This is a genomic window from Flavobacterium sp., assembly GCF_036405015.1.
Lineage (GTDB): Bacteria > Bacteroidota > Bacteroidia > Flavobacteriales > Flavobacteriaceae > Flavobacterium.
This window is the reverse complement of the sequence record NZ_DASWYK010000243.1, coordinates 34543-57654: the sequence shown is the minus strand read 5'-3', so window position 1 is coordinate 57654 and position 23112 is coordinate 34543. Positions and strand designations below refer to the sequence as shown.

The following is a 23112-nucleotide window of genomic DNA, read 5'->3' as shown; positions in this document are numbered from 1 at the left end:
GGGAAATGTTTAAGATTTTTGTTTACGTCTTAGTTTATCTCGTCAAGACAGAAAGTCGCAAAGAAAAAATTCAACAGCTAAAAAACACAAAAAAACTTCGAGCCTTTTCGCCTTCATAGCAAATCACTTTTTATTACACCGATTTTTTTTTAACTTTGAAAGTGCAAGGATTACCAAAAATCCGTCATAAATCTTCTGAAAATATTCCCAAATGAAACTAACTAAGACTTTTACAGCCTTTTTTGAAAACGAAAAATCAGGAGGAATTATCTTGCTTGTTGTCACTCTTTTATCGCTTTATCTCGCTAATTCTTCATTTCAAGTTCCATACGTTGCTTTTTGGGAAAAAGAAATTGCAGGACACACCATAACCGATTGGATTAATGATGGACTGATGACAATATTTTTTCTTTTAATCGGATTAGAACTGGAACGAGAAATTTATCATGGTGAATTATCCAATTTTAAAAATGCTTCGCTACCGATAATGGCCGCTTTTGGCGGAATGTTGGTTCCTGCTGCCATCTTTTTGGTTTTAAATTACGGAACGACTACTCAAAATGGAGCTGGAATTCCAATGGCAACAGATATTGCTTTTGCAATCGGAATTTTGTCTCTTCTCGGAAATAAAGTTCCTGCATCTTTAAAAGTATTTCTGACCGCTTTGGCTGTGATTGATGATTTAGGAGCAATTATTGTTATTGCCATTTTTTATACCACTTCGATTTCTTTCTTAAACCTCGGAATCGCACTTGGAATCTGGATTATTCTATTTGTTTTAAATCGAATGAAAATTCATAATCTAATTCCGTACCTGATTGGTGGTGTTATTATGTGGTATTTTATGCTTAATTCTGGTGTTCATGCTACGATTACTGGAGTTATTTTGGCTTTCGTAATTCCGTTTGGAGATGGCGGAGAAAAAACTTCATCATTTAGACTGCAGCATTTTTTACATCAGCCAGTCGCCTTTTTCATTTTACCACTTTTTGCTATTGCAAACACAGCATTAACTATTACCGAAAACTGGCACGAAGGTTTGAACCATTCCAATACTTACGGAATTATTCTTGGACTCGTAGTCGGAAAACCGCTTGGAATATTACTTTTCTCTTCTGTCGGCGTAACTTCTGGCTTGTGCATGCTTCCAAAAAACTTAAAGTGGGCGCACATTTTGGGCGCAGGAATGTTGGGCGGAATTGGTTTTACCATGTCAATCTTTATAACGGTTCTGGCTTTTAAAAATCCGGAGATTATTGTTTTTTCTAAAATAGCGATTTTGATTGCATCGTTTTTAGCTGGACTTATGGGGTTTCTTTTTCTAAAATATGTTTTGAATAAAAAACAAAATAGTACACTCGATTTATAAAAATACCTAACCTTTTTTGTCATTCTGAGGAACGAAGAATCACAATCGAATATCCATCGTGTGATTGTTTGTTGAATTACTAGTGAGATTCCTCGTTCCTCAGAATGACAAACCAGACCATTCAATCTTCGTAAAACAAAAAATTCCAAATCCCAATAAGAAAATTGGAATTTGGAATTTAAAATATTGGAATTTCTTTAAATCTAACCTTTGATTTGCTTCAAAGAAGTCTTGATTCCTTTAATTAATGAAGAACTGAAACCATTGTGCTCCATTTCATTTAAACCAACAATTGTACAACCTTGCGGCGTTGTAACGCGGTCAATTAATTGTTCTGGGTGTACTCGTTCTTCTAAAAGCATTTTAGCAGCTCCTTTTACCGTTTGTGCAGCAATTGCTAAAGCAGTGTTAGAATCAAATCCGATTTCGATTCCTGCTTGCATAGACGCACGAATATAACGCAATGCGTATGCAGTTCCGCAAGCGCCTAAAACAGTTGCTGCATCCATCAATTTTTCATCGATTACAGGAGCAGTTCCTAAGTTTTGGAACAAATCAACAACTGGCGCAGCATTTTCTTTGTATTTTTCTGGAAAAGAAATACAAGTTGCCGACTCTCCAAACTGCGCCGCAATATTTGGCATAATGCGAACAACTGGATATTCGTAATTTGTTTTGGTTTGAAGCATTTCCAAAGACAATCCGCTTACTGCAGAAGCAATGGTTTTATTTTGAATAAATGGTAGAATTTCAGCCAAAACGGTATCAACCTGATACGGTTTTATGGTTAAAATCACCACATCAGCTTGCTGAATATTGTGTTTATTATCGTTAGAAACCGTAATTCCGTATTCTGATAAATATTGAATACTTGCAATGTTTCTTCTTGTGACAGTAACTTGGTTGTTTTTCGAGAATTTGGCAATTCCCAAGGCGATAGAAACCCCAAGGTTTCCTCCTCCAATAATGTGTACATTCATACTTCTTGGTTTGAATTTATGATGGCAAATTAACAGTATATTTTTCGCCTGTAAATTACGCAGATTTTAGAGATCTTAAATCACTGCAATCCGTTAATTTGTGGCAAAAATCTAGAATCCAAGAATCAGATTTGCTACTCCGAAGTATAGCATAATTCCAAATACATCGTTGGTCGTCGTGATAAAAGGACCAGTCGCAATTGCGGGATCAATTTTGTTTTTATTCAAGAAAAGCGGTACCAAAGTTCCTAAAGTCGCTGCAAACAAAATCACAACAATCATTGAGATTGAAATGGCAAATCCAACCAAATACTGTTGGTACATTATAGAATGATATCCCAATAAGAGTAACGAAATAATACTTCCTGAAATCATAGAAACGGTAATTTCTTTGGTAAAATAACCGCGGCTGAAATCTTTTAAAGTTCCGTTTGCCAAACCTTGTACCACAATTGCGGAAGCTTGAACCCCAATATTTCCTGCAGTTGCAGATAATAATGGTACAAAAATAATTAAAGTAGAATATTTTTGAAAAGTACTTTCGTTTCCTTTCAAAACAAACGAAGCTACAATTTCGATTACCATTCCGATTAAAAGCCATGGCAAACGCGCTTTTGTCAATTCGTAAACGCTGTCATTAGATTCAACGTCTTGCGTAATACCCGCCGCCAACTGGTAATCTTTGTCGGCTTCTTCCTTGATTACGTCCACGATGTCGTCAATGGTAATTCTTCCAACCAAACGACCTAATTCGTCCACAACTGGAATTGCCTCTAAGTCGTATTTTTGCATGATACGAGCAACTTCAACGTCTTCAGTATCTACTTTTACAAAGTTTAATTTTCGAATATAAACATCGCCAATTTGCGTTTTGGTAGAAGAAGTCAATAAATCTTTTAGAGAAAGTCTTCCTTTTAAGCGGTTTTCATCATCAACTACATAAATTGAATGTACTCTAGATACATTTTCTGCCTGAATTCTCATTTCTTTCACGCAGGTTAAGACATTCCAGTTTTCATTTACTTTCACCAACTCTTTTCCCATCAAACCACCGGCCGTGTTTTCGTCGTAACGCAAAAGATCAACAATGTCTTTGGCGTGTTCAACGTCAACTAATTCGGAGATTACTTCGGCTTTTATTTCCTGCGAAAGTTCTGCGATAATATCGGCAGCATCGTTGGTTTCGAGCTCATCAAGCTCTTCCGCGATTTCCTTTGGTGAAAGTCGGCTTAAGATGTTTTCTCGCAGATCTTCTTCCAATTCCAGAAGAATTTCGGCTGTTTTATCACTATCTAAAACCTTGAATATGTAAGTTGCCTCATCGAAATCTAATTCTTCTAAGATTTCGGCAATATCAGCGTGGTGCAAATCATTAAGTAAAACTTCAAGTTCGTTGTCGTTTTTACTATTGATTAGCTCTTCTAACTGGTGTATAAATTCTTTACTAACTTTGAACTCCATCGGTTTCTATTTTTTGAGTTAGTTCAATAAACTCATCGACACTAAGCTGCTCCGGACGTTTATCAAAGATAGTGTCTTCTCGCAGATTGTCTGATAAATTTAATGTTTTCAAACTGTTACGTAATGTTTTTCGTCTCTGCTGAAAAGCGGTTTTTACAACAGTAAAAAACAACTTTTCGCTACAAGGAAGACTATAATCTTCCTTTCGGGTCATTCTCATCACACCCGATTTCACCTTGGGCGGAGGAATAAAAACGTTTTCATCAACCGTAAACAGATACTCAGTAGTATAGAAAGCCTGGGCTAAAACTGATAATATTCCGTAAGTTTTCGAGCCTTTCTTTTCGCAGATACGCTCGGCTACTTCTTTCTGAAACATTCCCGAAAATTCAGGAATCTGATGTTTAAGATCTAATGTTCTAAAAACAATCTGAGAAGAAATATTATACGGAAAGTTACCTATTATGGCAAACTGTTTATTTTCGTAAACTTCATTTATATTATACTTCAGGAAATCCTGAGAGATAATTTTGTCTTTTAATTTTGGATAATTGGCATCCAAATACGCTACCGATTCGGTATCGATTTCAATAACGTGTGTATTAATTGGCTTTTCAAGCAAATACTTAGTAAGCACACCCATCCCTGGTCCTATTTCTAAAACCTCATCATATCCTTTAAGAGTCAATGTATCTGCAATTGCTTTTGCAATACTTTCGTCTTTAAGAAAGTGCTGTCCTAAATGTTTTTTAGCTTTTACTTTTTCCATATTCGTTATTCGCTTTCTGCTTTTGGTATTATTTTAATGAGCAGATCCTATAATCGTATTCATAAACATATATTGAAAATGAATAACGTCAAATTGAATTTTTTCTAAACCTGTCAACAGTCCAATATTGGCTTTGTAACCAAATCTATAGTTTAAAAAATCTACACTTTTATTTTCCTTATTAATGAAGGTTTTATTGGTGTTAAATAGTTTTTCATTTTCTCCTTTAAAAGAAGAATAAACTCCTCCAGAAGATGTAATTACTTTATTTTGTTTGTAAAATTTATCTATTTTACTTTTCAAAACAGCATATTTTTGTTTTACAAATGCATCGTAAAGCGCAGTATCATTTGTCACAAAACAATCTTCTTCTGAGATTTCTGCTTTAATTTCCTCAATGTAATCGTTAATTTCATTACCTGTATCATAAATCTGTGTTGCAAACTTCATCATTTCTCCAAATGATTTAGGCGAATCTTCATTTTTCACTTTCAACACCTCATATTTAGAAAAAACAGTATTCTTTAAAATTTCTTTCGAAGTATTACTAATTTCCCTAAACTCATTCAGTTGTAAAACAATAGATTTTGAGGTTTCTTCTTCATTCCACACGCCATTTTTACTTTGACAGCAAACATTCAGACTTAGCAATAAAAATAAAACAAGTTTTATGTAAAGGTGTTTCATAAATAAGGGGCGTGAACAAGCACAATTTTTAATTAGAAATTAATTTTTTGCAAATATACTTTTTTTAGGTATTAAGCAGATAGACCTGTTAATTTTAATCTTAATACAAATTATGTACATTTCTAATTAAAGAATACTACTCAAAATTAGTGTTCTGAAACAACCTCTAATTCTGTTCTAAAAGAAAGCATTTTATCTGCAAACAAACTCAGTGCTTCTCTGTGAAATTCCGGTTCGTCTTCGATATAAAATCTATCCAGAGTTTCTTTACTGTCTGTCACATACTGTGTAGAATAAGTAATTCCGCCCATTTCTTCTTCAACTAAAACTTTGACAATTCTTGCCGAAGAAAATTTCTGAGTTGCCAGAATTTCTGGTATGTGTTTTTCCTGCATCCATTTCAACCATTTTTCATGAACGCTTTCGTGTATATTGGTGGTAACGTTGTAAATAATCATTTTTTTTTAAGGTTCTGAGGTTCTGAGATGCTAAGGTTCTGAGGTTATCTCTCGGAACTTACAAACAGATTTCCTCCTATTTCTAATCTTTCTTTTTTGGAATTTGGAATTTATAAATTGAATTTTATAAATTCTTATCCCCTCTCAATTCGCGGTATTTTTTTCTGGCATCAACAAAGTAAATACTGTCTTGATGGTTAAAAATTACCTTTTCATATAAAGGCTTTGCCTTTTCTGTTTCTTTTAATTCGTCATTATAAATTTCTGCTGAGAAAAACAGCGCTTCATCTACATAAATTCCGTCACTATGGTTATCGATTATCTGCTGATATTGGCTTAAAGCTGAAGCAAAATCTTTCTGACTTTCGTAAATTTTCCCTAAACGAAGTAACGTTACGGCTTCTATTTCCTGACCTTTATAGGTTTTTAAAATATTTTGAAACTGTGTTATCGCTTCTTGTTTTTTATTCTGATAAATTAAAAAATCTCCTTTTGCAAACTGCTTCAGAGCAACCTGAGTCGAATCTGCAGCGGTATTGTCATTAATTAATAAAAAATACTCCAAAGCGTCGTTGGCAATTAACTGCGTGTTTGCGGCTTTTAATTCTTTAAATTGTTTATTTGCCCATTCAAAATCACCTTTATAATAACTCGTTTTGGCTGCTTTTAAACTCGCTTCATGCGCCATTACATCATTCTTTAAATCCAATTGAATCTGCGAATAATAAATAAGCGCCTGATTGTATTTTTCTTCTAAAAGCAAAATATCAGCCAATTCCATTTTTGCATCGGCTTTTTGATATTCGTTTAAATTTAATTCTAAAGCTTTTTTGATTACCGCCTTTGCTTCTTCTGTTTTTTTCAAATTAAAAGCCAGAAAATGGGCCTGAATAATTTGCAAAGATAAGGTAAAAGGATTGATTTCGTAAGTTGTCAACAATTGCTGCAACTCCTGACTGATTGCTGGATAATCTTTTTCCTGTGCATTATCAATTTTAATCTGCATTAAATACGCATTGGACTGAATCAAGAGATTTAAATCTTTTGTATTCTGAAGAATAAAATTTAAAATTTCTGTCGCTGTTTCGTCATCATCTTCATTCATAGCAAACTGACTCAGATTAACGATGCTCATCAAAGATTCTGGTTCACGCTTATAAATCGCTTTTTCCTGAATAAAAGCTTTTCCGAATTCTTTTTGTTGAACATAAAACCAGCTCAAATAATGGTTCCAAAAAACATCTTGATCTTTTTGAGTTTTTAAGATTAATGCTTTTCGCATCGCATCTTTGAAAGCGGTATTATCTGTCTCGCCATTCATGAATCGAGACAATTGTGTCTGAATCAAATTCGTATTCTGCGGATTGGTAAAAGATTCTGTCAATAATAAATCGATCATTAAATCGGTTTTCCCCAACTGACCGTACAACATTCCAATTTGGAAATTGAAATTAAAGTTCGGCTGAACTTGCATTGCCGTTTGATAGGCTTTTAAAGCATATTCCAGCAATACTTTTTTCTCAAATGAACTTGCAATTCCGTAAACATCATTCGGACTTGTTTTTATTTTTTCGATTGCTTGTTCGTAGTAACTTTTGGCTTTCGATTCGTTTTTTTGTAATTGAAAGTTATATCCTAACTCCACTAAAAAAACGCCTTGTTTGTAACGATTAAAACGATCCTGAATTGCTTTTTCAGCATTTGCATATTGCTGCAATTGCTGATAACAATCTACAGTTCGCAAAAAATATTGAGTATTAGAAGGCGCTGCTTTTAAAAGTTCTTCGTAACTAATTTTAGCTTTTTCGAAGTCGCCTTTATCGTAGTAATATTGCGCCAGCTGCTCGTTTTGTCCAAATGCAAAACCAGAACATAATAAAACGATACAGATTAATATGTTTCTCATATTTTTTAGTTTTTCAGTCGCAGTCGCAGTTTTCAGTCTAAGCTTACTGTAAACTGTCACTGTCAACTGTGACTATTCTCTTTTTCCAAAAAATCAATCCTAAACCAATCAAAATGAAGGGAATACTTAAAATCTGTCCCATATTAATCAGCATATCATTCTCGAAAGCTTCTTGATTTTCTTTGAAAAATTCAATTATAAAACGAGCTGTAAATAATAAAGTTAAGAAAGTTCCAAAGATTAATCCCTGCGCATTTCTAATTTTCTCCGATTTATACATATAAAACAGGATTACGAAAATCATTACATAAGCAAAAGCTTCATACAATTGTGTTGGATGTCTCGGAATCAAATCGTCTCTTTGAAAAACTACTCCCCAATTTCCGTTGGTTGGTTTTCCATAAATTTCAGAATTCATAAAATTCCCCATTCTGATAAAAGCGCCCGTTACAGGAACTGCAACCGCCATTTTATCCAAAAGTCCTAAGAATTGTACTTTATATTTTCGACAATATAAAATCATCGCCGTAATCACTCCAATCGAACCTCCATGACTTGCCAAACCTTGATAACCTACAAATTGATAAGCTCCTTTTATTTTTTGAATTGGTAAAAGAATTTCTATCGGATGTTTGAGAAAATAATCAGGTTCGTAAAAGAAACAATGTCCAAGTCTCGCACCTAAAACGGTTCCGACAATGACATAAATAAGTAAAGAATCGAGATTGTCTAAGGAAAGATTTTCTTTTTTGTAAATGTTTCTGACAATGTAAAACCCGAGAAGAAGTCCGCAGGCAAAAAGCGCTCCGTAATATTTAAGAGGAAAACTATCTGTAATCCAGAATATAACGGGATCCACGTTCCAGTTTAAGATACCGTTTTTCATTTAGTGTCAGTTTTCAGTCTCAGTTTTCAGTCGCCGCCCCAGTTTTCTTTACCGAAAACTGAGACTGTGACTGTAAACTAAAAACTAGTTTATAATATCAAATCCGCAGTAAGGACGTAAAACCTCTGGGATTACGATTCCTTCTGGAGTTTGGTAGTTTTCAATAATTCCAGCTAAAACACGTGGAAGCGCTAATGAGCTTCCGTTAAGCGTGTGAGCCAATTGATTTTTTCCGTCTTTGTCTTTAAAACGCAATTTCAAACGGTTAGCCTGAAAAGTTTCAAAGTTAGAAACAGAACTAATCTCTAACCAGCGATCTTGTGCTGTAGAAAATACTTCAAAATCGTAAGTCAAAGCAGATGTGAATCCCATATCGCCTCCGCAAAGACGTAAAACTCTGTATGGTAATTTCAATTCTTGAAGAATCTCTTTTACGTGTTCCACCATTCCGTCAAGTGCCGCATAAGAATTATCAGGATGTTCTACACGAACAATTTCTACTTTATCAAATTGGTGCAAACGGTTTAATCCACGAACGTGTGCTCCGTAAGAACCTGCTTCACGACGGAAACATGGTGTATACGCTGTATGCAAAACAGGAAGATCACTTTCGTTTAAAATAACATCACGGAACAAGTTTGTAACCGGAACCTCAGCCGTCGGAATCAAATATAAATCATCAATTGTAGAATGATACATTTGTCCTTCTTTGTCTGGCAATTGTCCTGTTCCAAATCCTGAAGCTTCGTTTACCAAATGAGGAACCTGAACTTCATTATATCCTGCAGCAGTATTTTTATCTAAAAAGTAGTTAATTAAAGCACGTTGTAAACGAGCTCCTTTTCCTTTATAAACAGGAAAACCTGCACCAGTGATTTTTACACCCAATTCAAAATCGATGATATCGTATTTTTTCACCAATTCCCAGTGCGGTTGTGCTCCTTCATGTAAAACAGGAATATCTCCTTCTTGAAAAACATTTAAGTTATCGTCTGGAGTTTTTCCTTCAGGAACAATATCAGCAGGAAGGTTTGGTAAAGTGTATAATTTATTGGTCAACTCAACAGCCAAAGCTTCTGCTTTTTCGCTTAGTTCTTTACTTTTTTCTTTTAGTGAAACTGTTTTTTCTTTTAAGATTGCCGCTTTAGCTTTCTCTCCAGCTTTCATCAATTCACCAATATCTTTGGACAATTTATTAGATTCTGATAAAGTATTGTCTAATTCTACCTGTGCAGCACGACGATTTTCGTCTAATTGAACCACTTCTTCAACAACGCTTTTAGCATCGATATTTCGTTTTGCTAAAGCTTTGATTACTTTCTCTTGATTTTCTCTAATAAATGCAATTTGTAACATAGCTTGATTTTTATAACTATTGTATTTTTTATAACGGAAGCAAATTTAAGGAAATGTTTGTTAACAATAGGTCAAAGTTTTGCAGTAAAACTGAAATCTCTTATAAACAACAAAAGCACCTTAAAAGTGCCTTTGTGTTATTTTGAAATTTCTAAATTTTTATTCCAGAAAACGATGTCTGTCATCTCTGTGAAACGCGTATTCTCTGCCGTTGAACTTTAGTTTTTCAGATTCTTTTTTGGTTTTGAGCTCTTTGTTGTCTTCCATTTCGTTTTCTAAACTATCTTCGACAGCTTCTTCGTAAGAGAAGTTTTTAGTAACAATCAGATCAAAAAAACCATTTGTTTTCTGATCTCCCAAACTCATACCCGTCTCCAGAGTTTCGATCTGATAGGTTCCGCTTCCATTCGAATCTCCATTAGTCAGTCGAATTGGATATTCGTATAAAACTTTCTTAATTTCGTTATCCGCCAGAGTAATCAAAGTAAATTTCTGCTCGTTGTACAACACAATTCTGCTGCTTGCGCTTGCTTCTGTATAAAACCCGACAGCAGGAGTATTTTCGTTAAGATAAACCAGATTTTTCAGGATATGAGATTTAGAAAAACGAATGGCTTCATTATGATAATATCCTAAATTAGCATCAAACTCTTCTGCAATCACATTCCCGCTTTCACGATCTACAAACAAATATTTACGTTGAAAATAATTACCTAAATTTTCGTAATCATCAGGATGTTGCTTTTTTCTATTATGCTCCACAATGGTTAAGACAAAAAAAGCAGTCTTATCATCATAGTTTATAGAACTAGTCTCATCAATTTTAATATTTGAATATTTAATTTTTAGATTGGATGCGACTTTTGAAAGCAACGGAAGATTCAACTCTTGCGAATCTTCTATATTATCCAGATTTTTAAAAATGAGTTTTTTAAACTCTTTTTTATTCACATTCGTATCTGTTTCAATCAGCGAAAGAAGTTCCTGATTCTGAATTTCTGCTTCGTTCTTAGCCTTCTCGCTTTTGCCGCAAGCGAATAAAAGGATAAAAACTCCACTTAAAAGTATAATTTTTCTCATAGGCATTGATTTGTTTTGTAGATTATTTTGGGTTCTCCAAATATATACTTTTCTCACAAAACATCTTAAAAAAATTAAAACATCAAATCAATGCGATAAAAAGAATCTATTTTTCTTATCTAAAATTGAATTTTGTTGTTTAAAATCTTAATCTCTTTTGATTTCGTGACCAACAAATTCTTCTAGAGTTTTAAACATTTCTTCTACCGAAAGCACTTCTGTATCTGGATGTGATTTTAAAAAAGTTGCATTTAATTCGACTAGATTTTCATCCAGTTCAAAATAAGTATTATTATTTAAAAGATCACGCAACGGATTTGGGGTTTCGAACTTTGCCTGTAGAAATTTTCCAAGTTTAATAGTACTCTGTAAACGTAATTTTCTGCTTTGTTCTTTAAATAATTCCAAATGTTTTTCGGCACCAATTAAAGCCAGACCTTCTTCAATCAATTCATTCAATTCTTTATTCCAACCAGAATCATGAACAAATTTCGAAAAATTCCCTTCTGTATATTTAGACGCATAAAAATCCAAATAATAACTCATTAAAGCATCTTCGTGAATCAAATCATCGTCTATTTTTTCTTCACGCATTAGATTGATTACCGAAATATTCGAATTAACAACGTCTTGAGGATTTTCGCTGTTTGCTGCAGTTTCTGAAATAATGATTTTACCGAATTCCATTTGAGTTTTTGTTTAAAGATTGCTTTTGCAAAGTTGAGGGAAAAATTTGAGAAATTCCTTTTCAAATTAAAACAAAAGAAAAAATAGAAATCATCTTTTTTGGATAAGTTTTTGAAGTATATAATTTTAAAAACAAACCCATTATGAAAATTACTATTTACAAAAGCTCGATTTTCTCTCTTTTAATAACCAATATTTGGAGTGTCACTATCTTTTTTATGTATTATTTCGAACACGGTCTGTTCAGTGGTTTTAAAACATTAACTTTTTTCTTATTCAGTTGCTGGATTACTTCTGGCGTTGGAGGTTTAGCAATCTTAATATCATTTCTGAAAATTTGGAAATCTAACCAACAAAAAGTTTTCCTACTTTCCACTATGGGTATTCTTAATTTTTTCTTTCTACTACTCCTAGTTTTAAGTAATATTCTTGAAGTATTAAATTTACGGGATGCATTAGTCGAATTGTATTTGATCTTTAATTTTATTATTCCTATTGCGATTTTTTTTACTCTTAAAAAGAAATTAAAGGCACACCAATCTCAAACATAAGAGATACCATCACATATAAAAAACTTTTTTATCTTTTTTCTGGTCTTCAATACAATTTTTAATCAAAACTTACGTTATATCGGGAAGCGATCTAGAAGTTAATTTCACCTGAACGCAACCATTTAAAAAGAATAGCATCTTTTTAATAAACAGAACTTTACAAAGTTCTCCCAACCAAAACCACAAAACATGAAAAGAATTATACTAATATTTAGCATATTGCTAGCTTTGACAAGCTGTGACAAAGACGATTTGCCAAATTCTGATGTGCAATATTCGTTAATAGCTAAGGGAGATTCTTTTCCAAATAATAAAACTCTTGCACCAATACATTTAATTATTAAAGATCAAAAAGCTTGGGATAAATTAATTGCAGAAATGAATGTTTCTACCAATTTATCTAAAGACTTTAAAGAAATAAACATTGATTTTAGTAAATATCAAGTGATTGCTGTTATAGACAAAACTCAAAACACCGAAGGACATTCTATAGATATTGTTGAAATTACCGAAAATCGAAATACTATAATTGTAAAAGTCGAAAGATTAAAAAACGGTAATAGTACCTTAAAAGTATCCAGACCTTACGACATTATCAAAACAGACAAAACAGACAAAAAGGTTATTTTTGAGGAATAAAGCTGTTTTGAATTACCCCAACTTTAACTAAAAACGTTTCAAGCTTTGTCAAAGTTTAAAACTTTGACAAAGCTGCATCGAGTTTAAAACCCTTTATTCTCTACCAGCAAACCTTTCAATTCATTGGTTTTCAAATACGCTGCAAAACGTCCAGACAGCAATAACATTTCTTTTTCTTCGGGAGTTATTTTTAATTTGGTTTCAACGTGCGAAGTGTATTCATACAACATTAAAAGTTCACTGGCACCAAAATCCTTAAACGTTTCTTTGTCTAAACTAGAAAGTAATGGCTCTCCTATTTTATCTTTTTTGAAACGGTCAGCGCCAAATTTTTCAATCAGTTTTTCTCTAAAATCATTGTGTAGTTTGAGCCAGCTTGCTGCTTCATCATCCATACTTTTTAACTCTGCGGCCAAATCATCATAAGTCTGATCTTTTTTTAGCGTTAGCAAATAATCGCGTAAAGTTGTAAAACCAATAATCTGATAGTTGGAAGTCGGAATCTTATATCTCTCCAAAATATTTTCTACATCTTTTTCAAAAGTCATATATCGCGTTTGAACTGTATATAAAGAAGCCGTTTCCAACAAAGAAAGTAATCCGATCTTTCCGTCATTTATAAAAGGAGCCTTTTTTCCTTGGCCTAAACAATCAATAAAAAGTGCTCTTTTGTTTTTGTCATTTACTTTATCGTTATGAAGCAATTCTACCAACGTTTCATATCCCATATTGTCCGATGCTCCGCCATCAATCACACATAAAATCTTATCCTGATTTTTGATTCCGAATTTGGTTTTTGGTAAAACACCAGGAAAAGCAGAACTTGCTGTAATAGCATAGGTAAGCGGAAAATCGTAACCATTATTAATTTGATTTTCGTCAAGCGAAAGTGACGCTTTATTGGGTGCTAAAGACGAATTGATTTTTAAAGCTCGAATAATATGCGGCATAAACGGAAAACGTTCTCCATTGTTATAAGCCGTTCCGTTGGCCACCATAATGGGCAATTGCGGATTTAATTTACTGTCTTTCGGAATAAAGAAATCAGACAATAACATTTGGGTTTTAAACTTATTCTGATTCTCCGGATTGGTGCTGTCGTATTGTAAAACTTCCAAATCTAATCGCTGTGCCATTGAGACTTTTTCTCCTTTTTCGTTTCTGCTATTATTCAAAAGAGAAAAAAGCGTAGCCGATTTATTGACATCAGATTTAAAAGCATCGGCTTTGGAAAAGTAAAATTCGTTGAAAGTACAATTATCATATTGCAGTTTGTTTTTCAGAATCGTCAAATAATATCCTGCCGAATAACATCCTCCTGAAACAGTGGAGAAATAATCGATTTCATTCAAAAAATTACGATTTGACTTGTCTTCCTGAATTTCTTCCAAACCCAAAAGAACTCCCATACTAAAAAACTGAGCTCTGGATCCGCCGCCTGAAATTCCAACTCCCAAAGCAATATTAGGATTTTGAAGTCGGCTGTCACGATCCTGAACCGATTTGTATTCATTTAAATTAACAGCTGGAATCGAATTGTAATTGATTTCAGAAAACAGATTAATCTTGTTTTGAGCCATTCCTTCATGCATCAGAACAAGAAAAAAGAATCCAATCAAAAGTCTTTTAAACATCATAAACTGCAACGTTATTTAACGGGATTAAAATTAGCTGAATTAATTCAAAATGAAACAATTACATTTTATTTTTTCCTTTTATTAAAACCTTTACAATCTAATGCTTTAAATTTTAGATTTTCAAACAGATAAACTAAAGACAATTCTTACTTTTACAAGAATTTGAATCTAAAAATAATCATGACATTTTACGAGAGATATTTAAATGGTGAAACCAAAGAAGTTTATGATGACATTCATAAATTAGGAGAAAAGGCATTTCTAACCGAGAATATTATTGATATTGAAAAAGTATTAATAGAAACTTTTGAAAGAGTTTCATATAATCTGAATGTTATTTATAAAGAACTTACCGATATAAACTATCTTTTTAAAACCAGCTTTAAATTTAATTCTGACTGTCCATTGGTAAAACCTCTTTCTAATACAAATCAATTATTAGACAAACTTGAAAATTTAGTTGAGCCTTTTGGTTATGTTCCAGAATCCTTAAAAATGTTTTATAAAATTGTTGGGGCTTGTAATTTTGGTTGGGATTACGACACTAATTATAATTTTATCTGGGATTGTGCTGACCCTATTGAAATTATAAGTCTGGATGATCTTGTTTCTCAAGTAGCAAATGCTGATAATCTTGAATTCCTTGAAGATAGCTATAATGAAGATGGTTTTACGTCGTTAGATCTTTCAAGAGATTATTTTCATAAAGACGATATTAGCGGCGGACCTTCTTACTCACTTCAAATTACTCCTAACAAAAGTATTGATGCTCCTTTTTTATATGAAGAAAACGATACTTATTTTATCAATTACTTAAGAATCTGTTTTGAGAACTGTGGTTTTTCAAGAATTACTAAGCCGGAATATAAAAATGATTACAAAGTTTTTTTTGAAAAAGTAAAACCTCAACTAAAAAAGATATAAAAAAACCGCATCTGGCAGAATGCGGTTTAAATTATTTAAAACTAGAAAACTTATTAGTTCGTTTTCATTGGTGGTAAATCGAACGCAACTGAATCGTGTTCGAAATTGTTTCTGTGACCTCCGTCGCAGAATGGTTTGTTATTTGATAATCCGCAACGACAAAGTCCTAGTGCAGATCTTCCTTGTAAACCGTAAAGCGCTCCTTCTGGATCCATGATTTCAAAATCTCCTTCGATCTTGATAGAACCGTTTTTATTGATGATTAATTTAGTCTTGCTCATAAATTTTGTTTTTTTCGGATGCAAAGATTGCGAAATATATTCTCATTTATAAGCGGGAAACGTAGTTTAAACTGGTTCTATTTTATGTGTGTTTTTGCCACGAAGACGCTAAGGCACAAAGTTTTTTTATTAAGAATCGAAGAATATAAATCGAAATTTCTCAAACAAGTGATCTGCATGATCTGCCTAAATCTTTAAAAATCTGCGTGAAACAATAAAACTTTGCGCCTTAGTGCCTTAGCAGCAAAAAAAACTATAGTGTCTTATAAACGAAATTTTTAAACTTGACACTTCCTTTTCCGAAAGAACACAAACCAATTCTTAATCCTAAGAAACCACTCAAAACGTTATGATTATATCCTGAAACTTCTACCGAGTTTTCGATTTTCTTCCAGTCTTTTCCATCAATGCTGTAAAACATGTCGACGGTATTTTTGATATTTTTTAGTTTAAGAAAGACTTTTCGCGTATGTGTATTTTTCTCTGTTGGAAATTGCCAACCTCTCAAATTTGCCAAAATATTGTTTTGATCGGCCAGAATTCCAGAATAGTATTTGTTGTCATAAAAAAGTACCAAACCTCCAGTTGCATCGCCTTCAATTTCCATTTCAACCTCAGCAGAATACGAATGTCCACCTGGAACCACAACAAGCGGAGAACTGTTTCCTACTCCATCGCCTTTTCCTTGAATAGTCAAAGTATTATTGGCAACTTTAAATCTTGAGCTTTCTACTCCACTATAAAACTTCCATTGCGGTTTAAGAGCCGAACCAGCAAAATTGTCACTTAAAGAAAATTCAGGAAGTGTTTTCCCTTCTGGTTTTTTAATTGGTTTATCGGTCTGTATGTTATCAGGAATTTTATACCAACCGTCTTTTGTCCATTCAACTGGTTGTAACAAAGTCTGACGTCCTAAATTGTAATAATCTTTTTCATAGCCGTGAAAAATCATCCACCATTTTCCGTTTACATCTTCAAAAACGGTGCTGTGACCTTTAGACCACCAAGTTTCAGAACTGCTATTCGTTCTCACAATCGGATTATGAGGTGAGTTTTCCCAAGGTCCAAAAGGCGATTTTGATCTTGCCGAAATAACCATATGACTTGTTGCTGGGCCAGCAGTTCCACCTTCGGCAACCGTCAAATAATAATATTCTCCTCGCTTGAATAATTTTGGCCCTTCCATACAAAAACATTCAATACTCCATTCGCTCGGAATTTTCCATCCGTCATAAACATGTTTTAATTCGCTGGTTACAGAAAGTCCGTCTTTGGATAACGCTACATAACCTCCATTGCTGAAATATAAAAAGCGGTTTCCTTTATCGTCAGTAACATGTCCCGGATCAATATTTCCGATTTTCAAATCTACAGGTTCGCTCCATGGACCATTTATAGAATCTGCCGTAACGACAAAATTGGTATTATTGGCAGGAAAATAGATGTAATATTTATTGTTGTATTTGATTAAATCGGGCGCCCAAACTGCTCCAACATATTTATGAAGTGCATTGGTTACAGGTTCCCAATTCATTAAATCGGTAGAATGCCAAATCAAAAGTCCGGGATAATAATCAAAAGAAGAATGCACGACATAATAATCTTTTCCATCGCGCAGTAAACTCGGATCGGGATAATCACCCGCAAAAATCGGATTGGAATATTGTCCTTGTTTTAGATTTTCTGCTGATTGCGATTGAGAATATCCACAAAACGAAAACAGTATTAAAAAAGTTAGATATATTTTTTTCATGTTTTGATATTTTCTTCAAATATAGTCAAAAAGACCATAAGGTTTTAATTGAGGAAAATTTTGTTGGGTTAATTACGCAGAGAACGCAAAGATTTACGCAAAGAGCACGAAGTTTTTTTGAGTTTTTACAAAATGAAAAGTTCACAAAGCTTTGTGTAAATACAGCTTAGCGAACTCAATATTTAGATCTTCTTAATCTTTAATAAAATACATCTTTGCGTTCTCTGCGTAAACCTTTTAGACATTGCGAGAACCAAATTCAAAAAAAAACTTAGCGAATCTCTGCGAAAAATCCTCCACGCATCTCTGTGTAATATTAAAATCTCAATTCTATTGCTTATTTTTGCACTCTAAAATTCATATAATGACACAGAATCCAAAGAGATATACAATCACGGCGGCATTGCCTTACACCAACGGACCTATCCATATTGGTCACTTGGCTGGGGTTTACGTGCCTGCAGATATATATTCGAGATATTTAAGATTGCAAGGAAAAGATGTAGCATTTATTTGCGGAAGCGATGAACACGGGGTTGCAATCTCTATGAAAGCCAAAAAAGAAGGAGTTACACCACAACAGGTTATTGATAAATATGATGGAATTATCCGCAAATCGTTTGAAGATTTCGGAATTTCATTCAATAATTACTCAAGAACTTCGGCTAAAATTCATCATGATACGGCTTCGGAATTCTTTAGAACATTATATGATAAAGGCGATTTTATCGAAGAAGTAACTGAACAATTGTACGATGCAAAAGCAAATCAGTTTTTGGCAGATCGTTTTGTGGTAGGTACTTGTCCGAAATGTGATAATCCGGAAGCTTATGGAGATCAATGCGAAAAATGCGGATCTACTTTGAATGCGACAGATTTGATCAATCCAAAATCGACAATTACTGGAGAAACTCCAATTCTTAAAGAAACAAAACACTGGTTTTTACCTTTAGACAGATATTCTGATTTCTTAACTGAGTGGATTTTAGTTGGACATAAAAACGACTGGAAAACCAATGTTTATGGACAAGTAAAATCTTGGATCGATGCAGGATTAGAACCTCGCGCCGTAACTCGTGACTTAGATTGGGGAATTGATGTTCCAGTTGAAGGTGCTGAAGGCAAAAAACTTTATGTTTGGTTTGATGCACCAATTGGTTACATTTCTTCTACAAAAGAATGGGCTGCACGCGAAGGAAAAGATTGGGAACCGTATTGGAAAGATGAAGAAACGAAATTGGTTCACTTTATCGGAAAAGACAATATTGTTTTCCACTGTATCATTTTCCCAGCGATGTTAAAAGCTGAAGGAAGCTATATTTTACCAGACAACGTTCCAGCAAACGAGTTCTTGAATTTGGAAGGAAATAAACTTTCGACTTCTAAAAACTGGGCAGTTTGGTTGCACGAATATTTAGAAGAATTCCCAGACAAGCAAGATGTTTTGCGTTACGCTTTAACATCAAATGCACCTGAAACAAAAGATAATGATTTTACTTGGAAAGATTTCCAGGCTAGAAATAACAACGAATTGGTTGCCGTTTTCGGAAACTTCGTAAATCGTGTTGTGGTTTTAACCAACAAATATTACGATGGTGTAATCCCGACTCCAAACGAATTGACAGAAATTGACGAAGCTACTTTAAACGAATTAAAAGCGTATCCAGCAGTAATTGCAAGTTCGGTTGAGCGTTACAGATTCCGTGAAGCTTTAGGCGAATTAATGAATGTCGCTCGTTTAGGAAATAAATATTTGGCAGACGAAGAGCCTTGGAAAGTAATGAAAGACAATCCAGAGCGTGTAAAAACTCAAATGTATGTAGCTTTACAAATTGCAGCTGCTTTAAGTGTTTTGGCTGAACCATTTTTACCGTTTACAGCTGCTAAATTGTCAAGAATCTTGAATTTAGGTGATTTGAAAGAACACTTTAAAGGATTCAGTAAGTATTTGCAACTAAATCACCCTGGTTCTACAGATGTTGTTTTGGATAAAACATTAGGTTGGAATGATATTTCTGAGCATTCAGATTTATTGCCAGCAGGACACAAAATTGGTGAAGCAGAATTGCTTTTCGCTAAAATCGAAGACGAAGAAATACAAAAACAAATAGATAAATTGGAAGCAACTAAAACAGCAAATCTGGCTGAAAACAAACAAGCAGAACCGCAAAAAGATTTAATTCAGTTTGAGGATTTCGCCAAAATGGATATCCGTATCGGAACTATTTTAGAAGCTGAAAAAATGCCAAAAGCAAATAAACTTTTAGTTTTGAAAGTAGATACTGGAATCGATGTTCGTACCATTGTTTCGGGAATTGCTGAGAGTTTTTCTCCAGAAGAAATCATCGGAAAAAGAGTTTCTGTATTAGCGAACTTAGCTCCAAGAGCTTTACGCGGCGTTGAAAGTCAAGGTATGATTTTGATGACAACCAATGCAGAAGGGAAACTGGTTTTCGTAAATCCAGATGCTGATGCACCTAATGGAGCTACTGTAAACTAAGCTAGTTCTATTTAATATAAAAATGCCTGAAATTTAACTTTGAATTTCAGGTATTTTACTTTTATAATATCCAAAAGTGTTTAGTTTTGTAAGAGAAAAAACTTTCGAAAAAACAAATCTATTCATGTTCAAAAAATACATTTTTCTTGGTCTTATTTTTTGTGGTATACATTCATTTTCACAGGAAATAATCAATACTATCCCTGTAGAAACGCACCAAAACAGTCGTTTTTTTCAAGTTTTAAATGATAGTAATAAACAAACCACCCTCTTTGCCATTAATGACAATGAAAACCTGATTAAAGCCATTCAATTGGATGAAAAAATGCAGGTGATTAATTCGGCTTCTACTGAAAAAGCAGATAAAAGTTATCCTTCGATTATTGGAAGTATTGCATCAGACAACATTACGGCTTTACTTTTTTCATCAAACAAAAAGAAAATATTATTTCAATCTTTTGATTTAAAGAACAATAAAATCACAGACAAAACTTTTAATCTAGAATTTAAAGACGAGGTTTACCTTCAGGATTATTCTGTTGGAAATAAATTCGTCATGTTGTCCATTGTCAAAAAAAGCAATATTTTCAAATTATACGTTTTTGACGAATCGGGTAATTTAGAAATAAAAGATATCGATTTAAGCGGTGTGAAATTTTATCACAGAACGAATTTGTATGATACCTTTCTGGAAGATTTTATGCCTTATGAAGGACAATTTTCCTTAGCCAAAATTACACCCGAAACCATTACAACTCCAACTATTGCTGGTAAAAAAAGGAAAAGTTATATACTAGGAAATCAAATTGTTATATCATTTGATAGTAATCAAAATTATACACAACTCATTTATATTGATTTAAATACTTATATGGTGACTTCGAAAAACTTTTTACAGCCACCTTTTAAAAATTTTAGCACTACAGATGTAAAATACAATTCGTTTCTTATCAAAGATCAATTGTATCAGGGCAAAATGTCTTCAAAAAAGATGTATCTGGCTATTAAAGATTTAAACAATAATTTGATTAAAGAATACATATTAGAAAAAGACAGCGAGATCGATTTTATAAATTCTCCCAAAAACCGAACGGTTAATAAATCATCAACTGCGTTTTTTAGAAATTTCATTTTTTCCAATCAATCACCATTATCAATTTCTTGTTACGATATAAATGACAATACCTTAACAACAATTAGTTCGGTTTCTCAAAATCCATCTATCGGTCAGGCTGCAATGATGAGTTTTGGAGCTCTTGGAGGTATCGCAGCTGTAGCTCTTGGCTCTTCAAGTGACAAAACAGCAAATACAATAAATTGTCTGTTTGATCATCAGGGAAATCATATTCCTGGAGATTTGCAGCGTATCGCGTTAGATAAAGTTGAGATTTTCTTAACGGAAAATAAAAGCATTGATTCTAAAATCTTATTTAAAAGTACCGACTCATATTATTTGGGCTATTTCAATAACGGCGCTAAAGAATTTACAATTAGAAAATTTGTGAATTAAATTAAAATCAAATTTTAAACCTTTACAAAATGCTACCTCTGTTTTTAATCACAAAAACAGATTCAAAATTTCAAATTATGCTAAAAAAACTATTCTGCACTTATTTATTACTACAGAGCTTAACTTCCTTTTCACAAGACATTGTAAATTCTGTTCCTCTTGAATTAAAAAAGAATACTACTATTTTTCAAGTTGTAAATAATGAAAAGAAAGATGTTACTTTATTCTTTAGCGACAAAAACAAAATAAAGGCAATTCAACTTAACGAAAACATGAAAATTGTTGATAGTATTTCTGCAGAAAAACCCAATGCAAAAATATATGACAACATGCTTGGTTATAATATCAATACTAATAACACCCGTTTATTTTGGTCATCTGCTAACTATGAGCAAATATTTTCTCAGTTCTACGATATTCCAAATCATAAAGTTGTTACACAACAATATACACTTAATCTAAAAGAGGAACAAGTTCTGGAAAATTTCAGCGGAAATGGAAATTTCTACATTTTATCTGTTCTCAAAAATGGAAATCAATTCAAACTTCATGTTTTTGATAAAGATGGAAATTATTCCGAAAAAATAGTTGATGTAAATGGCGCAAACTTTTTAAAATCAGACAACACAAAATCAGATTTATACGGTGTTTTCAAAGAAAGTTTGGCTCCACTTGAACGTTCTTTTTCATTGTTAAAAATCGATTCTAAAAATCCTACTTCACTTGTTTATAGTGCCAAAAAAAGAAAATGTTATTTTAATGAAAAGCAAATCACAATAACACTTGACACCAACATAGATTTTACGCAAGTTTTTACAATTGATTTAGGAAGTTTTACTATTACCGAAAAAACAGTTAAACAACGTGTAATCACAGGAGATCGTTTTTACTTAAGTTCGAATTCATTTTATTTTGAAAATAATCTGTATCAATTAAAAACCTCAATGGATCAATTTTATTTCTCGATAAAAGATTTAGATGGTAAAACTTTAAAAGAATACGATGCTAGTTCCCGTAAAAAAATTGATTTCAAAAACCCATTATCATCAATTAAGGAGAAAAATGATGCTGGAGACAAAAAAACTCTAGAAAACACCTCTCAATTTATATACAAAATAAACGACGTTTACATAGGTCTTTCTTGCTACAAACTTGGTCAAAACAACTTGATGACTTTTGGGGGTATTTCTACTGAACAAATGACTGCTGGCCAAGCTGTAATGAACAACTTCGGATTTGTTGGTGCTTTGATTGGAGCAATCGCGTTTAGTCCGTCGGTTGAAAGTTTTAATACTTATCAAAACAGAAAAGTAAATAAATTCGAAAGTTTAATTGATACTAATGGAAATCATGTAGAAGGCGAAATACAACCTCTTGCATTTGATAAAATCGGTACTTTCTTTGAAGAAAACAAAAATGTTTCTTCGCAAACCTTATTCAAAATAGGATCTGTTTATTATTTAGGGTATTATGATAGTAAAACCAAAGAATATACTATTAGAAAATTTGTAGATTAAATTCTAAATTATCAAAAACCAGGCGTGAATCGATTGAATTTCTCAATTGATTCACGCTTTTTTCATTCTACAAATAGCTGTACATACATTTTTCTTTAAAATTAGTTTTCTTACAAAAAAAATGAGATATTAGCGCCAGAAGTTATTCGAAAAACCGACAA

The 23112-nt window shown here is 33.1% G+C and carries 20 protein-coding genes; 7 read left to right on the top strand and 13 right to left on the bottom strand.

Annotated elements, in window-relative coordinates:
- Window positions 1-211 precede the first annotated feature (211 nt).
- On the top strand, window positions 212-1369 hold the full coding sequence (nhaA, locus tag VGE71_RS21395; RefSeq protein ID WP_331140135.1) for a Na+/H+ antiporter NhaA: 1158 nt from the start codon (window positions 212-214) through the stop codon (window positions 1367-1369).
- A gap of 203 nt (window positions 1370-1572) precedes the next feature.
- On the opposite strand, the gene proC is transcribed toward nhaA, so the two are convergent.
- From proC to VGE71_RS21345, 10 genes are all read right to left on the bottom strand, one after another.
- A complete protein-coding gene (gene proC, locus VGE71_RS21390; protein WP_331140134.1) occupies window positions 1573-2349 on the bottom strand; it encodes a pyrroline-5-carboxylate reductase in 777 nt (258 codons plus the stop codon).
- A gap of 111 nt (window positions 2350-2460) precedes the next feature.
- Window positions 2461-3810 (bottom strand): magnesium transporter, encoded by a 1350-nt coding sequence (gene mgtE, locus VGE71_RS21385; RefSeq protein ID WP_331140133.1) that lies wholly within the window; start codon window positions 3808-3810, stop codon window positions 2461-2463.
- Window positions 3794-4579, bottom strand: coding sequence for a 16S rRNA (adenine(1518)-N(6)/adenine(1519)-N(6))-dimethyltransferase RsmA (rsmA, locus tag VGE71_RS21380; RefSeq protein ID WP_331140132.1), 786 nt, complete (start codon window positions 4577-4579; stop codon window positions 3794-3796). Before rsmA ends, mgtE begins: the two co-directional genes overlap by 17 nt.
- 33 nt (window positions 4580-4612) lie before the next feature.
- The gene (locus VGE71_RS21375; RefSeq protein ID WP_331140131.1) at window positions 4613-5266 is read right to left on the bottom strand and encodes a hypothetical protein; all 654 of its coding nucleotides are present in this window, start codon (window positions 5264-5266) and stop codon (window positions 4613-4615) included.
- Between the two features lie 146 nt (window positions 5267-5412).
- A complete protein-coding gene (locus VGE71_RS21370) occupies window positions 5413-5724 on the bottom strand; it encodes a DUF4286 family protein (protein WP_144216721.1) in 312 nt (103 codons plus the stop codon).
- Between the two features lie 124 nt (window positions 5725-5848).
- Window positions 5849-7630 carry a tetratricopeptide repeat protein gene (locus VGE71_RS21365; RefSeq protein ID WP_331140130.1) on the bottom strand — a complete coding sequence of 594 codons (1782 nt, stop codon included), beginning with the start codon at window positions 7628-7630 and terminating at the stop codon, window positions 5849-5851.
- A gap of 43 nt (window positions 7631-7673) precedes the next feature.
- On the bottom strand, window positions 7674-8516 hold the full coding sequence (lgt, locus tag VGE71_RS21360; RefSeq protein ID WP_331140129.1) for a prolipoprotein diacylglyceryl transferase: 843 nt from the start codon (window positions 8514-8516) through the stop codon (window positions 7674-7676).
- 84 nt (window positions 8517-8600) lie between these two features.
- The gene (gene serS / locus VGE71_RS21355) at window positions 8601-9872 is read right to left on the bottom strand and encodes a serine--tRNA ligase (RefSeq protein ID WP_331140128.1); all 1272 of its coding nucleotides are present in this window, start codon (window positions 9870-9872) and stop codon (window positions 8601-8603) included.
- A gap of 159 nt (window positions 9873-10031) precedes the next feature.
- Window positions 10032-10952, bottom strand: a complete 921-nt coding sequence (locus VGE71_RS21350) for a hypothetical protein (RefSeq protein WP_331140127.1) — start codon at window positions 10950-10952, stop codon at window positions 10032-10034.
- Window positions 10953-11099: 147 nt separating this feature from the next.
- Window positions 11100-11639 (bottom strand): DMP19 family protein, encoded by a 540-nt coding sequence (locus VGE71_RS21345; RefSeq protein WP_331140126.1) that lies wholly within the window; start codon window positions 11637-11639, stop codon window positions 11100-11102.
- Between the two features lie 143 nt (window positions 11640-11782).
- Between VGE71_RS21345 and VGE71_RS21340 the strand changes: the two genes are divergently transcribed.
- Window positions 11783-12190: a hypothetical protein gene (locus tag VGE71_RS21340; protein ID WP_331140125.1), complete on the top strand. Its 408-nt coding sequence runs from the start codon at window positions 11783-11785 to the stop codon at window positions 12188-12190.
- 189 nt (window positions 12191-12379) lie between these two features.
- A complete protein-coding gene (locus VGE71_RS21335; protein WP_331140124.1) occupies window positions 12380-12829 on the top strand; it encodes a protease complex subunit PrcB family protein in 450 nt (149 codons plus the stop codon).
- 83 nt (window positions 12830-12912) lie between these two features.
- Here VGE71_RS21335 and VGE71_RS21330 read toward each other — a convergent pair whose 3' ends face one another.
- On the bottom strand, window positions 12913-14466 hold the full coding sequence (locus VGE71_RS21330; protein WP_331140123.1) for a patatin-like phospholipase family protein: 1554 nt from the start codon (window positions 14464-14466) through the stop codon (window positions 12913-12915).
- A gap of 180 nt (window positions 14467-14646) precedes the next feature.
- Between VGE71_RS21330 and VGE71_RS21325 the strand changes: the two genes are divergently transcribed.
- Window positions 14647-15390, top strand: coding sequence for a hypothetical protein (locus VGE71_RS21325; RefSeq protein WP_331140122.1), 744 nt, complete (start codon window positions 14647-14649; stop codon window positions 15388-15390).
- Between the two features lie 53 nt (window positions 15391-15443).
- Here VGE71_RS21325 and VGE71_RS21320 read toward each other — a convergent pair whose 3' ends face one another.
- Entirely contained in the window at window positions 15444-15671 is a 228-nt protein-coding gene (locus tag VGE71_RS21320) for a CDGSH iron-sulfur domain-containing protein (protein ID WP_109191044.1), read from the bottom strand.
- 253 nt (window positions 15672-15924) lie between these two features.
- Window positions 15925-17424, bottom strand: coding sequence for a family 43 glycosylhydrolase (locus VGE71_RS21315; RefSeq protein WP_331140121.1), 1500 nt, complete (start codon window positions 17422-17424; stop codon window positions 15925-15927).
- 364 nt (window positions 17425-17788) lie between these two features.
- Here VGE71_RS21315 and metG point away from each other — a divergent pair, with 364 nt between their 5' ends.
- The 3 genes from metG (at window position 17789) to VGE71_RS21300 (ending at window position 22951) form a co-directional block, all read left to right on the top strand.
- Entirely contained in the window at window positions 17789-19924 is a 2136-nt protein-coding gene (gene metG / locus VGE71_RS21310; protein ID WP_331140120.1) for a methionine--tRNA ligase, read from the top strand.
- A gap of 124 nt (window positions 19925-20048) precedes the next feature.
- Entirely contained in the window at window positions 20049-21434 is a 1386-nt protein-coding gene (locus VGE71_RS21305; protein ID WP_331140119.1) for a hypothetical protein, read from the top strand.
- A 77-nt stretch (window positions 21435-21511) separates the two neighbouring features.
- A complete protein-coding gene (locus VGE71_RS21300; protein ID WP_331140118.1) occupies window positions 21512-22951 on the top strand; it encodes a hypothetical protein in 1440 nt (479 codons plus the stop codon).
- The last annotated feature ends 161 nt before the right edge of the window (window positions 22952-23112 follow it).

Bases quoted from the DNA above. Each gene is read 5' to 3' on its own strand.
- nhaA (WP_331140135.1), top strand. From the start codon at position 212: ATGAAACTAACTAAGACTTTTACAGCCTTTTTTGAAAACGAAAAATCA.
- proC (WP_331140134.1), bottom strand. From the start codon at position 2,349: ATGAATGTACACATTATTGGAGGAGGAAACCTTGGGGTTTCTATCGCC.
- mgtE (WP_331140133.1), bottom strand. From the start codon at position 3,810: ATGGAGTTCAAAGTTAGTAAAGAATTTATACACCAGTTAGAAGAGCTA.
- rsmA (WP_331140132.1), bottom strand. From the start codon at position 4,579: ATGGAAAAAGTAAAAGCTAAAAAACATTTAGGACAGCACTTTCTTAAA.
- VGE71_RS21375 (WP_331140131.1), bottom strand. From the start codon at position 5,266: ATGAAACACCTTTACATAAAACTTGTTTTATTTTTATTGCTAAGTCTG.
- VGE71_RS21370 (WP_144216721.1), bottom strand. From the start codon at position 5,724: ATGATTATTTACAACGTTACCACCAATATACACGAAAGCGTTCATGAA.
- VGE71_RS21365 (WP_331140130.1), bottom strand. From the start codon at position 7,630: ATGAGAAACATATTAATCTGTATCGTTTTATTATGTTCTGGTTTTGCA.
- lgt (WP_331140129.1), bottom strand. From the start codon at position 8,516: ATGAAAAACGGTATCTTAAACTGGAACGTGGATCCCGTTATATTCTGG.
- serS (WP_331140128.1), bottom strand. From the start codon at position 9,872: ATGTTACAAATTGCATTTATTAGAGAAAATCAAGAGAAAGTAATCAAA.
- VGE71_RS21350 (WP_331140127.1), bottom strand. From the start codon at position 10,952: ATGAGAAAAATTATACTTTTAAGTGGAGTTTTTATCCTTTTATTCGCT.
- VGE71_RS21345 (WP_331140126.1), bottom strand. From the start codon at position 11,639: ATGGAATTCGGTAAAATCATTATTTCAGAAACTGCAGCAAACAGCGAA.
- VGE71_RS21340 (WP_331140125.1), top strand. From the start codon at position 11,783: ATGAAAATTACTATTTACAAAAGCTCGATTTTCTCTCTTTTAATAACC.
- VGE71_RS21335 (WP_331140124.1), top strand. From the start codon at position 12,380: ATGAAAAGAATTATACTAATATTTAGCATATTGCTAGCTTTGACAAGC.
- VGE71_RS21330 (WP_331140123.1), bottom strand. From the start codon at position 14,466: ATGATGTTTAAAAGACTTTTGATTGGATTCTTTTTTCTTGTTCTGATG.
- VGE71_RS21325 (WP_331140122.1), top strand. From the start codon at position 14,647: ATGACATTTTACGAGAGATATTTAAATGGTGAAACCAAAGAAGTTTAT.
- VGE71_RS21320 (WP_109191044.1), bottom strand. From the start codon at position 15,671: ATGAGCAAGACTAAATTAATCATCAATAAAAACGGTTCTATCAAGATC.
- VGE71_RS21315 (WP_331140121.1), bottom strand. From the start codon at position 17,424: ATGAAAAAAATATATCTAACTTTTTTAATACTGTTTTCGTTTTGTGGA.
- metG (WP_331140120.1), top strand. From the start codon at position 17,789: ATGACACAGAATCCAAAGAGATATACAATCACGGCGGCATTGCCTTAC.
- VGE71_RS21305 (WP_331140119.1), top strand. From the start codon at position 20,049: ATGTTCAAAAAATACATTTTTCTTGGTCTTATTTTTTGTGGTATACAT.
- VGE71_RS21300 (WP_331140118.1), top strand. From the start codon at position 21,512: ATGCTAAAAAAACTATTCTGCACTTATTTATTACTACAGAGCTTAACT.